General features: G+C 44.4%; 12 protein-coding genes. All 12 read right to left on the minus strand.

The features are described 5' to 3' along the window. Nucleotides 1-10: 10 nt before the first annotated feature. From INQ51_RS07875 to INQ51_RS07930, 12 genes are read right to left on the minus strand one after another with little or no spacing between them, the layout of a single operon-like run. Complete coding sequence (locus INQ51_RS07875) at nt 11-2,764, minus strand: hypothetical protein (RefSeq protein ID WP_233377427.1); 2,754 nt, start codon at nt 2,762-2,764, stop codon at nt 11-13. Continuing rightward, nucleotides 2,752-6,000 carry a baseplate J/gp47 family protein gene (locus INQ51_RS07880; protein ID WP_233377428.1) on the minus strand — a complete coding sequence of 1,083 codons (3,249 nt, stop codon included), beginning with the start codon at nt 5,998-6,000 and terminating at the stop codon, nt 2,752-2,754. Before INQ51_RS07880 ends, INQ51_RS07875 begins: the two co-directional genes overlap by 13 nt. 11 nt (nt 6,001-6,011) lie before the next feature. After that, nucleotides 6,012-6,422, minus strand: coding sequence for a GPW/gp25 family protein (locus INQ51_RS07885; protein WP_233377429.1), 411 nt, complete (start codon nt 6,420-6,422; stop codon nt 6,012-6,014). Nucleotides 6,423-6,424: 2 nt separating this feature from the next. Continuing rightward, nucleotides 6,425-6,715, minus strand: a complete 291-nt coding sequence (locus INQ51_RS07890; RefSeq protein WP_233377430.1) for a PAAR domain-containing protein — start codon at nt 6,713-6,715, stop codon at nt 6,425-6,427. Nucleotide 6,716: 1 nt separating this feature from the next. Beyond that, entirely contained in the window at nt 6,717-8,465 is a 1,749-nt protein-coding gene (vgrG, locus tag INQ51_RS07895; RefSeq protein WP_233377431.1) for a type VI secretion system tip protein VgrG, read from the minus strand. 1 nt (nt 8,466) lies between these two features. Next, nucleotides 8,467-9,186, minus strand: a complete 720-nt coding sequence (locus INQ51_RS07900; RefSeq protein WP_233377432.1) for a hypothetical protein — start codon at nt 9,184-9,186, stop codon at nt 8,467-8,469. A gap of 1 nt (nt 9,187) precedes the next feature. Continuing rightward, nucleotides 9,188-9,346 (minus strand): DUF5908 family protein, encoded by a 159-nt coding sequence (locus tag INQ51_RS07905; protein ID WP_233377433.1) that lies wholly within the window; start codon nt 9,344-9,346, stop codon nt 9,188-9,190. Between the two features lie 2 nt (nt 9,347-9,348). Continuing rightward, nucleotides 9,349-9,789 carry a phage tail protein gene (locus INQ51_RS07910; protein ID WP_233377434.1) on the minus strand — a complete coding sequence of 147 codons (441 nt, stop codon included), beginning with the start codon at nt 9,787-9,789 and terminating at the stop codon, nt 9,349-9,351. Further along, on the minus strand, nt 9,786-10,232 hold the full coding sequence (locus INQ51_RS07915; protein WP_119439243.1) for a phage tail protein: 447 nt from the start codon (nt 10,230-10,232) through the stop codon (nt 9,786-9,788). The genes INQ51_RS07910 and INQ51_RS07915 overlap by 4 nt, the downstream gene beginning before the upstream one ends. Before the next feature lie 29 nt (nt 10,233-10,261). Continuing rightward, entirely contained in the window at nt 10,262-12,193 is a 1,932-nt protein-coding gene (locus tag INQ51_RS07920; protein WP_233377435.1) for a phage tail sheath family protein, read from the minus strand. Between the two features lie 19 nt (nt 12,194-12,212). Next, nucleotides 12,213-13,091: a hypothetical protein gene (locus tag INQ51_RS07925; RefSeq protein ID WP_233377436.1), complete on the minus strand. Its 879-nt coding sequence runs from the start codon at nt 13,089-13,091 to the stop codon at nt 12,213-12,215. A 1-nt stretch (nt 13,092) separates the two neighbouring features. After that, on the minus strand, nt 13,093-13,686 hold the full coding sequence (locus INQ51_RS07930; protein ID WP_233377437.1) for a DUF4255 domain-containing protein: 594 nt from the start codon (nt 13,684-13,686) through the stop codon (nt 13,093-13,095). Nucleotides 13,687-13,820: the final 134 nt, after the last annotated feature.

Here is a 13,820-nt window from a genome sequence, read left to right on the forward strand (position 1 = left end):
GCTTCTGTAATTAAAGGTTTCCAATGTTTGTTCTCCCCAATATGATCCGGCCTTGCAGTGAATCTTCCTCATCGTCGCAATCGATTAACCTGCCAGATGGATAAATGGTGTTTAATTCGGTGATTGACTTTATCAAATTCTTCAATGCTGTTTTGTCCTGTGCCTGCCCGATGTTTGTTTTGGCCAGCAAAAAGGCTTTGTAATCTTTCTCGAAATGAAGCATGTCATTCTTCTCATCTTCAACGCTGCCTTTGCGGTCGCCAATCCAGCAAATCCGGGCAAGAATATGTGCCGGAAGTTCGCGGCGGATAAGCTCTTCCATAAAATTCCGGAAATCCATGTTACTGAAACGGTACGTCCAGCCCGGCAACACAACGGTTACCCGGTACGAATACGGATCGATGGGTTCGCAATTCTCACAGTTGTCGGTGCAAACCGGCATAAATTCGTCTGCTAATCCTTCTTCCGCGGTGACATCCGGACGCAAAAGAATGTGCTCAACGATATACATCCCTTCATCCGTGAAATCGTTTCTCAGGAAGTCGATCAGGCTGATAATGGCATCTTTCAGTTCCTCCTGTGTTTCATAATACAAAAACTGACGGGCGATAATCCGGTCCACGCTGCTGGGATCGGCCTCGGTGTTGATCACGTCAAACGAATACATTCCGCTTTCTGCTTTTTGTATTTCAAAATTCCCTACCTCGTACTCATCACCGATTTCATTCCGAAAAGCTTCTTGGATGGTTTCAGGTGAAGTTTCGATCACTTTCAGAATCGAGAAATACATCTCGTCTTCTGCATACCGGGGCGATTTGTAGTTGACCGTAGCCGACAAAGCCGGGGTTCCGGTTGTATCTTTGATCCGCCATCGATATACTTTTTCTCCCTCGGAATCGATCAAATCGTACACTTCAACAAACGATTCAGAGAGATTGCGGCGGCTGTAATCTTTCATTCCACACAAACGGGCAATTCGTTTTTGAACTCCGGCCACATTTTCGGTATCCCAAAGATCCTCGTTCGCCTGTTCAAAATAGTTAAAAGCACTTCCGCGCCAGTTACTGATTCCCTTGTTTTCGATGTTGTTGTCAGCATCCGTGATTTCGCCGTATTCTGACAGGAAAAGTTGCTTGGTATCCACAATCGACTGATCGGCAAATTTTCCATACAAAGTTTTCATCAGAAAAGCATATTCACTGAATCGCTCGGCAAAACGGGCCAGCAGGTGATCGAGTAAGCGGTTCTTTCGCGCAATATTATCGTCCAGGTCAGCCAACAATTGTTCTGTCAGCAAATCGTCATCCTCCAGGGGATAATCCTGAACGATTTCATGGAAGTTTTTTATGTCGCTAACGGCCTGTGTGAAGTAGGTTTTTGAAAGTTCATTGTTTACCGACAGCAAATCTTTCACCTTACCCAGGTGAGCAAAATAGCTGGCAAAAACCTGGTCAAAAAACAACAAATAAGCTTTCAGTTGTTTGGCTTGTGCCTTTCGGGCAACAGTGGAACGTTTGGGCAAACCAACCGGCCCAATTCCGTAGGTTTCAGGAAAATCATTCTGAATGGTAGTTGTCTCCCCGGTTTGCAGGTACTCTCCTTCAGGTACAAGAATCTCTTTTCCGATTTTGGCCTCCTCCTGCAAAGCTTTTTCCTCTTCCTCAAACGTTGCGAGATAGGCATTAACCGCCTTCTTATTTATGTTGACCGGAAGAACGCCTTTGTAATAAGAAAAAGCACTGAGATGACAACGAACTGGCTTTTTATCGTCCGGAACGCAAACCAGCCATACGTCTTTGTCGCTTGCAGGATTTGCGCAATCGTTGACCGACATGTCTTTGATCAGTTTCACGCCCTCGATGTTCATCACCAGCTGCATCAAATCCGAAAGTCGGACTTCTTTTCTCAGCCGGGCCTTTTCCAGTTCCTGCGAATCGATAAAACCATTTTCCAGAACCGGGCCGGCAAAAATCTGATCCGAGGTATATCCCCTGTCAAACATTTGCTGCAGGGAATAAAACCAGATATCGGGCGACAAATACTTATCGATGGCACGTAAAATCTGCGCATGTACTCTTTCCTCATCCACATCCGCTTCCACTTCAATGCTGGCACAAACCTGCACCGGAAAGGTTGTTACCTCTTCCACTTCCACCAGGTCCTCGCACAAATTGCGGTTTTTATGGTATGTGTCGATGATCTGCTTTTTGATTTCCTCCTTTTTCGCGTCTTCATCTTCAAACTCACTCAAAAACTGCTCGTCAAAATCCACAATAACCCGGTACAATCCATTCAGGATAAATTCATTTTTGTTGTGTTTTTCAAGCCCCGAAAAATCATCCGGATCATACGAGAGCAGATCATGTTTACAATCCACATAAACTGTTTTCTCGTATTTCTTCAGCCAACAATTCTTAACGCCTTCAATGTCGATAAAAAGCTTGCGATAGTCGGCTTCCGTTACAGGTTTCGACGGCAGTATCTGAGTGGCTTTAAAAAATTGATCACTAATAAACCCGCTTCCTGCCGGAGGAGTAAGAATGTTCTCGAGCGGCATACTGATGCGCGCACCAAGATCAGTTATCGCATAACACAGCACCTCCATGATGCTGATGCCCGGATCGTGTTCGTTGTAATCCGTCCATACTTTTCCGGAAAGCTGTTCGATGTATTCCTGTCCTTTCTGTCGCAGGAATGCATAATCCTGATCATCGTGCGATGCCACGTCTTTGGGTATGGTAATATGTTTTGTTAGCTCTGACATTTTTCTGCTGGTTCAATTTCTTTTTTGGAACAGTCGTTTATCAGGTCATCCACAACATGTGCTTTTGAGGACACCAATATGGTTTCGGGGCTTGACGGAACGGCTACTTTTACTTCTTCTTCCGCTCCGGCGATTTTCTGAAAGAGTTTTACATCGCTTACAAAATCCACATAAGGCAGTTTCTCGACATAATTGATCACCACGCTTTTGTGCAGCGACAAACCAAAACGAATTTCGGCGGTGGTATCAAACGCCCACGGCGACAACAGTTTGGTTAAATCCTCTTTCAGTATTTTTTTGTAATAGACATTATCAAAACCGGTATTAAACTGAACCTTTAGCACCACTTTTACTTCCTCGTATTCGGGATTAATAACCACCGTATTTATCAAAGGAGAGTTGAGTTTTTTAAGGTAGTTTTCAATTTTATTCAAGGTGGCTTTACTCACCCGCGGCTGATAAATGTCAAACACATTCTTATTGACTATATCCGGAACAACAACAACGACAACACTTCCAGGTGCCAGGTAACGTGTTTTTCGCTGCATGTTTACAATCTTGGAACAGGTGTGATTCAGGCATTTTACTTTATGAATTTCGGGAAAATTCTGAAGCACCAGGTGTTCGTAATCCCACAATGAAATGGCCCTGTTTTTATGTCGCAATCGTTCGCTGACACGACGGTAGTAATCGGCATCGCTTTCTTCGGGTGTACCTCCAAACGAACTGTAAGGCTGCGATAAGCTTTTTACCTTCGGAATTCTGAAAATCATTTTCGAAATGGTATCTCCCGGCAAACCGTTTTTCAGGTGCGAAAGATCGTTTCCATTATCGGAAAACTCAGCAACCACGGCCTGCGCATGAATTCCGATGGCTTTCGAAACCGCATTGTATTTTTTATGAATCCGGGCCTTCAGCCACATGTAGCCTGCCGGAAGCAAGGTATTGTCATTGGTCGCCTCTTTGGGAACCGTGAATTTCAAAATCCCCGATTTCAGCAAATTATCCGTTTCGTTGACTATAATCGCAGTCGTATCCAACTGTTTCCAGTCGTTGTTACACAACATCCACCATTCCACTTTTTGCTTGCCAACAAAAGATTCTGCCTCCGGATTTTCACTTCCCTCCAAAACCTGAATCAGCAACGAAACGATCTGCTGTTTTTGCGCATTTTCAAGGCCGATGTACAATTCACCGCCTTTGCAATAATTCGGAACCGCCCGCAATTTGGTGGCTTCCTGTTTTGCCACTATTTTATTGGATAACTTGCCGGTAATCGATTCTTTTGCCTGCCCAAACGGATGTTCGTGAAACAATTCAAAGTCCTCGATATCGTAGCTTTCTCCACTGGGTTTCAGTTCAGCTTTTGCGGTATAATCGAGTGTTATTTTTTCAACAAAGGGTGTGTAAGGTTCATTCGGAATCAGTATATTTTTATCTTCACTACTCATCGCCACTGCATACAGTCGCGGGAACATATCGTGAAGGAAAGGCTGAATCAATGACAAGCGGATGGGTCCGGTATTATCATCATCTGATTCTGGGTTGGAAACATCAAAATTCATCGAAAAGGCTCCGTCATCTTCTTTTGTATCAAACAGGGGGATTTCCTTTTTATTGGCTACAAATTCCCAGTCTTCGTTCTGAAAAATCTCAACTGCAGCCGTAAAATCTACGTCAGACGAAATGATCAGGTTGCTAAAATTGAACTTAGCCATTCCGACTACCTTACCTATTCCGGCAGGTGGAGAAGCTGTCAGTGAATCGATGTAAGCTTTGCTAAAAATCTGATTGCTATAATCGAGCGAGGTCATCTGAAATTTGAAACTCTTCCGATAGGCAGCATACCATTCTTTAAAAGTATCCGGTGTGTTTTTCCAGTCAATTTTTACATGAAGATCTCCCCATTTCTTTTTGAATAGTTCGGGATAGTTGATGTTAAACTTTGATTTTTTGACAGGTTGAGTTGTGAAAGGATAAAAAGGCTTGGCGGCATTAATGTCTCCAAAATCGTTCGACAAGGAAAGGCTTTCGATACCCTTCACATAAACGCTGACACTTGCCGAAATCAGTTCTTTGCTAATTAGCTCACGATAGAGCTTGTGCGCATCCGGATCAGCGGTTTTGAACAGTACCCGGCAAACCGGAAAGCTGGCATTGAAATGCTCTGCATGTACTTTTGCATCGTATTTCACCACCGCTTTTTCCTCTTTCGGAACCCGAAACAAAATATTCAGTGTTTTCAGGTCGCCGCTTTTTACACCTGAACTAAATGATACCGGATCTTCGTCCTCTCCTCCTGACTGTGCCAGGATTTCCAAAGGTCCGATCCAACCTTTTTCTCCGGTACAAAACACCTCGAGGTTGGCTTCCAGATCATCGCGGGAAATACTTCCGGAGAGGTTGCTGTCGAACTTCAATTGTATCAAAACATCGCGTTCGCCTTCCTGCAATTCGAGTATTTCGCCCGAAACAGCAAAACCAACTTTTGCATCGACCAATTCGGGATATTCACGCAAATCGGGATCACCATCTTTTGGAGCAGGTTCGAAATACCCAAAAGGCCACCATTTTATTTCTTTATTCGGAAAATCTTCACCCAATCCGTCAAAGGAATTGGCCACTTCCGCCGCCTTTATTTTACTGAAATCATGATCGTTGTAAACACTTTTCAGCTGTGCCACAACGGTTTGATTTGCAATCAGCTCTCCTTTTGTTTGATAGATCAGTTTCTTTCCGGCTGCATCTTTTCCTGCATCCAGTTGTGTTTTTGCTGCAATCTTTTCGTCCACGGCATTTTTTGCCAGTTCAAAAAGAATATGAACCTGATCACCCACAGCGGCCTGCTTTTCAATTTTCAATACCCGGTTGAAATAAAAATCGAGGTGACTTTGCGTAAGGCTGTTAAAATGCTTTTGTGTAACCTCCAGCAGCTTTACAAAGGTTACAAACAAAGCCAGGTGAGGTGTAATTTCCTGCCCTTCTTTCACTTTTGCCAGGAAAGCTTCCAATTCCTCTTTCGAGAAAAAGAAATCCTGCCAGTTTCCGGAAGGCACTTCGTCGTCGTCCACCCCGTAATACTGAAGATGAGCTGCAAAGTTCCAGGCAAACTTCATCCATTCGCTTAAACCAAAATTATTGAGTTTAACCCAAGAAGGATCAAGCGTCTCGCTGAAACGTTGTGTTTGCTCCGTTCCTTCACGCGTTAATAATATGTCTTTTCCGCAACCTGCCATTTAGTGTGTTTTTATAGTTCGGTACCCTCGGTTTTGTAAAACGGGAAAACCATATTTCTTCTTGAATTAGTCGTTCGGATCGTGTAATCGATGTTGATCAGCAGTTGGCCTTCCAATTCATTCACCGGATCAATCGCAATCTTGTTGACATCAATTCGTGGTTCGTGGTAAAGAATAGCCCGTTTTATCAAGTCGATCACGTAGGTTTTCACCGTCAGGTTCAATGGTTTAAACAGCAACTCATCGAGGTTACAACCGTAATCAGGCACCATTATACGTTCGCCCAAACGGGTCGTCAACAAAATGTGCAGACTGCTGTTGATGTCTTCCTCGTCCTGAAGCATTTTCACTACTTTGTTTTCTTTTTGAAATTCAGGCGGAAAGCTCCATCCTGTCCCTAAAAATGAGTGTTGTTTTTCCATTTTTATCCTCCAATCATTACGGCTCCAAATCCGCTTACAATTGTTCCACCATGTGCTGTTGAATCTCCCAATCTTGCTGCGGGCATTCCGCCGATCATTACAGTTCCTGATCCCATAGCTATAGTATCAGGTGGCCCGGTGCAAGTTGCCATGTCTCCTACCCGCGCGGCCGGCTGTCCGCCAATCAGCACTGTTGCGCATCCCGGGGGAAGTATCGGCCCTCCCACATGCGGAACGGTTCCGGTCACCATCGGGCAAACATGCATATCGGTTATTCTTGCTGCTGGTGGCATATCAGTTAATTTTCACCATTGATCCTTTTATCTCTGTAATAGCCGATGATTCCAGGCTGCTGCCCGCTCCACCTTCGGCTTTAAATTGTGCACCCGCCGATAGTTCGAGATTTACATCGCTTTCAATTACCGTATTTGCTGAAGATTTACAATTCAAATCCTTCGCACTTTCGATCTTAATTCCGTTCGCATCCATCTGGATCAGGTTGCCGTTTTCATCCTCCAGTTTTATTCCGCCATCCGCATCGCTGATCACCATTTTATTACCGTTGGGTGTTTCCATGGTCACACTCACATCGTCGTCGTTAAAAATGAAGCGGATTTCACTGCGTGTCACAAAGCCTTTTTCGTTGTTGGCATCTTCCGGCTCCAGCGGAGCAGGATTGGCACTGCTGTTTAGCATCCCAAGAATTACAGGGTCGTTCGGACTTCCATTCAGAAAGCCGATGATTACCTCATCGTCAATTTCTGGCCGGAAAAACGAGCCGCGGTTATTACCGGCATCAAGTGTTGCCACCCGAGCCCAGACGCCTTGTTCGTCGTTATTGATCAGCGGCATCCGCACCAACACCCGGTACTCTCCTTCCGGATCGTCCTGTAACTGTGTTACTTTTCCGATGTGTAGTCCGTGCACAGCTCCGAGCAAGCCCGACGCCGGAAGCTCGTTGATATCCGATTTATCGGTAAACCATTTTGAATCGATGCCAAACTGAGCATCAACAGTCCAGTTTCCTTCCGTCATGTGATGGCGAACAGCTGACACATAGGTTTTCCCGTTAAAGCGATCGCCAACTCCGGCCAGAGCAATGGTTGTATTCGGTTTCACATCAGCAACTCCCTGAAAACGGACGGTTCCCCGGCATTTTGAAAGCTGGTTAAAGAGGTTCCGGGCATCAGCCCAGGCCTGTAACCCGGCATCGCTAAGCCCGCTGCCATCTTTTAACTCCAGTTTCTCCAGATCGATCACTGAAGCCAGTTCATCCGCCGAAATATTACCGTTCAAAGGAACATTCAATGCTGCTGCTTCCCGCTCCCAAACATCCTGATTTGCCACGTCCCAACCAAAGGAGGTAATGTTTCCAAACTGGTTCCGGGCATCAATTTCCGCGTCAAAATGAAGGATGGTAGCACCGTAAACCAGCGTTAGTTTTTCTTCTTGACTGTAATCAGGTGTCACCACCGAGACCTTTCCATCGTCCACAACACAAACCTTGCTGTTGGCCTGCGCGCGTGCGATCATAAAATCCCAGTCACTGACACGGTATTGCACCATTTCAGGATAATCTACCGACGTTGCTTCCACATCCGTTTCCAGATTATGGGCACTAATGATTTCTTCCAGAATATCGCTGTCTTTACTTTCGTAGAAATATTTGCTTTTTCGGCCGATCGTCATTTTCACCGCTTTATCCCTGCACTCGATCACCAGTTGTGCCTTGTCGGATCGGATCGATAAATTATGACGAATAACCATGCCCTTAAAAACGGTTTCCTCATCGGAATGATAACCAACTTTTATTTCGATCTCCTTCCCCGGAACAAAGAATGATTCATTGCTTAAAGCAAAATCCTGAGCCGACGGGTCGCCGTCCAGCAAAACAATCTTTGCCCACGGAATCCGGTTGATCTCCTTTTCAACGGCAATGCTCAGTACCTGGTAGGTTGAAGACAATTCCTCGCCTTCAATCAGTACTTTCCAGGTAACCAGGTCGGCAGACCGTTGTGTTGGTATGACTCTTTGTTCGGGCATATTACGATACTTTTTCTATGGGTGGAAAGAAAATTTGCTGACCAACTTTCAGTTTTCTGAAATTGGTGATCTTGTTCACTTTTGCCACCTCCAGGTAATATTTTGAATCACCGTAAATCCGGAATGTCATCAAGGGCAGTGTATCACCTTCCGTTACAACTCTCACGTGAGTTAAGTCGGGAGAATTATTGTTCTCCAGAGCCACCCTGAGATTGTCCTCGATAAAACCTTTGAACTTGGCTGTGGCTGTGGCACGCAGCGGCGTTCCGTCGGATTTAAACAACTTAAAAGTGATGTCCATTTCGGTGAGCACACCTTTAAACAAAAGTGCCCCCCAAGTGATGATCAGGTAGTTCGGACGGTGTTCGTCGCCATTGTAGTCGAAAACCACTCGTTTGAACTGATCCACATCGTCGGCAATCCCCACTCCCTCGTCAACCGATAAATGATCGTCGGAAGCAGTGGATGGATCCCCGTAGTTTAAAAGAACACCTGTTCGATCAAAAATAAACTCCAGATCCAGGTCTTCGGGCGGTGTGCGGTTATAACGCGGCGCCGACGAACTCGTCCCTGAGGCCTGCTGACTGTTCTGTTCCACCTTATATTTGAAGACGTACTTCTCAGGATTCAACAGGGTACGAAATTCGCCATTGGCTACCTCGTTATTAAACTGCTCATCGCTGTATGCTTTTATCTGAAGTTTTACCAGTTCTCCTGACATCTTACCGCTCCTCCTTTCTATCCAGAATTTCCATTATCTGTTCCACACAGGCTTCAATAATTTCCTCTTTTGAATGGACAGGCGCTGCGGAAGTTGCAGGTTGGCCGGCATCGTTCGACACATTGATTCGAATGTGTAGTTCTTTTATCTCGATCGGCATGATTAAATCACTTTAAAGTAGTTGTAGGTTAATTCCAGCGTTTCAATTGCCAGTTTGCTTTCTTCGGCATTCAGATCAACAAGACTCCATTTCACGGGATACGCATGAACGATACTCCAGCTAACCAGTGGTTCGTGTTTCTCGTTTAACAGTTTTACAATGATCCCGGTGGGTTTAAACTGAAAGTTCTCCACAGCGTCGCGGCACCACTTTATCACTTCCGAATCGACCAGCAAACCTCGCTTTAATACCAGGTTTGGATATTTGGTACGAACCGGGATTTTGTGTTTAAACCGGTTTTCGCCGCCCTCCGCAACTTCTTCCGTATCAATATCAACCGACAAGCCGGTAACCGACTGAAACTGCTGATCTTTGCCATTGGAAGAAATCTCCGGAAACTCAACGCTGAAATGAAATCCTATGGGTGGATAATAGCCTGTCATTCGATCATGGTCAGTTTTTCATGCACAAACTCTGCTGTTTCAATCGCAATTTCGTTTCCATCTGCTTTTAAGTCGGTGGATTGAATTTTTGTGATGTAGGCGTTGATCGCTTTCCAACTTACTACAGGCTCGTGGCTTTCGTTCAAAAGGCTGATCACCAGATCTCCCCTGAACTGCTCGCCCTTTTCCTGGAAATAGACGGTTTTGATCCACTTCTCGTAGAACTCGCGCCCTTTATCCACAAAAGTGCCCCGCTTTAAAGTAATGTTGCTGTATTTTGAAAGACCGGGCTGTTTGGTTTTGTGGTATTCAGCATCGGCGCCCGAACGGTATTCGATCACCTCGGCTTCGAAATCGAGGCCGGAAACCTCTGTGCAATTAAATTCTGTATCACCAAAGCTAACTTTAAAATGAAACTTTGGAATTGGATATGATGTTGCCATAACTATAACATTTAAAGATTATTCGATTATTAAGCTTCCTGCATTTTGTGAGAGAATTTCAAAACGATGAATTCTGCCGGTCTAACGGCAGCCATTCCAATTTCAACGATCATGTAACCGTCCAGAATGTCCTGAGCCGTCATGGTTTCACCCAAACCAACTTTTACGAAATATGCTTTATCAGGTGTTGGTCCTGCGAGTGCACCAGCCTTCCACTGTTTGTTCAGGAAATTATCGATCATCGCCTTTACCTTTACCCAGGTATTGGCGTCGTTGGGTTCAAACACAAAAACACCGGTGGCTTTTTTAACCGATTCTTCCACCATGTTAAAAAACCGGCGAACGGAGATGTAACGCCATTCGTTGTCGTTTCCGGCAAGTGTGCGTGCTCCCCAAATCAAAGTTCCTTTTCCGGTAAATGCGCGAATGGCATTTACCGATTTACCTGCCTCCGTATCAATATTTAAACTTTCCTGCTCTTCTGAAGTAATATTCACAGCGGGACCTTTTACTGCCGAAATGCTGACATTGGCCGGAGCTTTCCATACTCCGCGGTTTTCGTCAACAGCCGCATAAATTCCAACAACTGCTCCACTTGGTGGCAAAACCACACCTTTTTGCTGAATCGCTGATATAATGCCCGAGTAAACCGGATCAATCTGCTGCAGGGTTTCTGTGCGGAACTTCCGTGTGGCGGTCAGTTCTGCGTAGAAACTGTTGATCAGAGCATTCAGCTTGTCGTATACCGCAATGAAATAAGGCGCTGCATTTAATGCTGTACTTGTTGCGGTATAAATATCATTGGCGTCATTAGCCGGAACAGGGAAAATATACGCTGGAAAGTCAGTACCGAAGTCTGCCAGGGTCAGAATTGGATCGTCCCATGTTCCAGCGGGTGAACTTCCGTTATCAGCATCGCTGAAATAAACATATTCGTAGAAAAGTTTTACCAACTTCTGAAAAGGAGTATCTGTGTCGATCGCCTTCGCATGCTGACTGGCGGCCGATTTTGGATCATTGGTATCGTTATCTGTAAACGTTAAGTCGTGAAATGCCTTAAACCGCGCATAAATTACTCCGGCCTGTGCTACCAGTTGCGGACGACTAGTTATTGCCGTTAATGCGGTGGCAGCGGCTTTTGCTGCAATATCTGTATCCAACTGATCAATTATACCAACCAAACCGCTATTAAAGACTGTTTTTACAGGGAAATTATTGTCAGCTCCCTTTTTATAGGTTCCGTTAACAATTGCATCGTAATCAATTTTAAAGGGCAGGGTAGTCTTGATCCAGGGATAGTAGGCTGCACCGTATTTCAGGTAATTCATCCCCACATTGTTCCTGAATTTCAACACCGGGTCAGCGGTTGGAGTCGCTTCCTTGTCACCGTTTACAATATCCATAACAGAGAAACGATCCTGTAATTTATTACACTGCATCAACATGGCAGCATGTACTTCACCGGCACCGGCCTCCGAAAGATGAACGGTTTCCGGAATCACCAGCAGTGTCGGAAGGTCTTCTTTTTCGAGTGTCGCCAGTCCGTTTAACAGCGCCGTTTTTGTATTTGAAATGTTTGCCGGGGCAAACGGATCGGAAGCGTAACTTCCTACCGAAACGATAAAACAATCGCCACCGCCGTTGGCAAAAAACATACGCAGTGAATCGTATAAAAGGAAATCACCGTTTACAACCACCGACTTCACCGAGTTATCAGTTTTCAACTCAATGTTAATGGTTGTCGGATCGGGAGCACCTCCAAAAAAGAACTCGTATTCTTTTAACGAGCCAATTTTTATGGGTTTGAGAATACTTTCGGCATGAAAGTCAACGCCATCAATTACAGCCGATTGGGTGTAGCCGATAAAGGCGGGGATTGCGGTCTCTACCTGAGCGACCGATGGCGGGAATATGGATATCTCTTCCACATAAACGCCGGGTGTTTTGTACGTTGTTGCCATAACTGTTTAATTTTGATTGTTACATATATATTTCTGAGTATATCTTGTTGTCGATGGAATTGGGCTTTACCAACTGTGCATTAGGGTTTGGAAGTTCGTCCCCGTCCAGTTCGATGGATACAAAACCTTTTTCCGTCAACGGCTGAAAATCTTTGGTTATCAACTGTCTTGCACTGCCGTTTTCTTTTTTTACATCGTCTTTGTTTTTTACCTGCTGATCTGTTTCAAAAATGTAGCGCCATACTGTTTTCCGGTTTTCGAAAAGAATTTCAAATACGGGAACAGAGGTCTTGATTTCGTTCGGACCTACAGTGACGTTTAATGGAGCCACATCCGCTTTCATTCGTATTTTTATGAGTCCGAAAAGATTCTTTTTCAGTTCACTCGGAGTGAGTTCCGACTGAATATCTTTCTGTCCGTCGGTAGTAAGAACAAAATTTTCTGACACTACCAGATGATCATCCAGTAGTGGAATAAGAGGAAAAGAAACAGGTTCTGAATCCAGCTTTGTATTGCTAAAGAAAAACAACTTGCCGGCGCTCGAAAACATGAGATTGGTATAGTTAATGAATGTGTGATTTAATGGTTGCAACAAAAAGGTAAGCTCCAATGCATCGTCCAACGAAATCAGTGGAACGACATCATTGCCATCGCTTACCTGTACCCAAATCATGAAGCCGGTATTCGTCAACGAGAAAACCAAATGCTGACCGGCCAGTAAGTTGCGGCTTTTTGCTGTAGGAACGACCAAAAAGAATTTTGAGACTTTGTAGCCGGCAAGTTGTTTTTCTTTATCCGCTTCGCTCATCGAGAAAAAGTCACTGGCTCCTTTATTCAGGAAATACTGGTGAAGAATTCTCACTTCAAAAAGCGGTTTATATTTTATTGAGAATGTCATTTTATTGTAGATTTTCGAGGGTTCCACCAATGTGTGTGATCACTTCTCCGGTTGATAGTTTTTTCTCCCGGTCAATCTGCAAAATCTGGATTTTGTACAGAACCGACGGTAACTGCCGGCCTCCAAGTGTTCCCCAAATATGATTGACCACTTCAAATCCAGGGGTGTACAGATCAACAATGAATTTGAAATAATCCAACACATCAAAAGAGACATTTGCCCGGTTGTAAATGGTATTGGATGAAGTAAAGATCCGTTTCCCCTGAAAAAATTCAAGCGTCCGGGAAACACTGCGCAATGAGTAATCATACGAGTTACAATTGGCACTTACCAAGAGGTAGATGTTCAGATTAACCGGAGGGTTTCTGTATTCCGTTTTATTGTTCACAACGCGAGTGGCCGTCACGTTCTTCATCGTCACCTCTTCTTCTATGTTTAGCAAAGTCAGAATCACTTTTCCATCCAGTTTGTCGGCATCTTTGGAACCCGATTCCCACAAGGCAACATTATCCAGAATAAGCGATACGTTTAGGCCTACTTCATCAAAATATTTTTCAAGCTGTTCTTTTAGAATTTGCAAGGTTTCGTATATCATTATTTATACACGTTAGGGTTTGTAAATTGTAAAACCGAAACACACTAATACTATGTATCCCACAAGGGTTACGTGTAAAATTCTAATGATAAAAGGGCTTTGGCGTCTATCTTCTGTACTAAAATGAATTCTTA

The organism is Maribellus sp. CM-23 (genome assembly GCF_021354595.1).
Taxonomy (GTDB): Bacteria; Bacteroidota; Bacteroidia; order Bacteroidales; family Prolixibacteraceae; genus Draconibacterium.

Bases quoted from the DNA above. Each gene is read 5' to 3' on its own strand.
- INQ51_RS07905 (WP_233377433.1), bottom strand. From the start codon at position 9,346: ATGCCGATCGAGATAAAAGAACTACACATTCGAATCAATGTGTCGAAC.
- INQ51_RS07920 (WP_233377435.1), bottom strand. From the start codon at position 12,193: ATGGCAACAACGTACAAAACACCCGGCGTTTATGTGGAAGAGATATCC.
- INQ51_RS07930 (WP_233377437.1), bottom strand. From the start codon at position 13,686: ATGATATACGAAACCTTGCAAATTCTAAAAGAACAGCTTGAAAAATAT.
- INQ51_RS07915 (WP_119439243.1), bottom strand. From the start codon at position 10,232: ATGGCAACATCATATCCAATTCCAAAGTTTCATTTTAAAGTTAGCTTT.
- INQ51_RS07890 (WP_233377430.1), bottom strand. From the start codon at position 6,715: ATGCCACCAGCAGCAAGAATAACCGATATGCATGTTTGCCCGATGGTG.
- INQ51_RS07880 (WP_233377428.1), bottom strand. From the start codon at position 6,000: ATGGCAGGTTGCGGAAAAGACATATTATTAACGCGTGAAGGAACGGAG.
- INQ51_RS07885 (WP_233377429.1), bottom strand. From the start codon at position 6,422: ATGGAAAAACAACACTCATTTTTAGGGACAGGATGGAGCTTTCCGCCT.
- INQ51_RS07925 (WP_233377436.1), bottom strand. From the start codon at position 13,091: ATGACATTCTCAATAAAATATAAACCGCTTTTTGAAGTGAGAATTCTT.
- vgrG (WP_233377431.1), bottom strand. From the start codon at position 8,465: ATGCCCGAACAAAGAGTCATACCAACACAACGGTCTGCCGACCTGGTT.
- INQ51_RS07875 (WP_233377427.1), bottom strand. From the start codon at position 2,764: ATGTCAGAGCTAACAAAACATATTACCATACCCAAAGACGTGGCATCG.
- INQ51_RS07910 (WP_233377434.1), bottom strand. From the start codon at position 9,789: ATGACAGGCTATTATCCACCCATAGGATTTCATTTCAGCGTTGAGTTT.
- INQ51_RS07900 (WP_233377432.1), bottom strand. From the start codon at position 9,186: ATGTCAGGAGAACTGGTAAAACTTCAGATAAAAGCATACAGCGATGAG.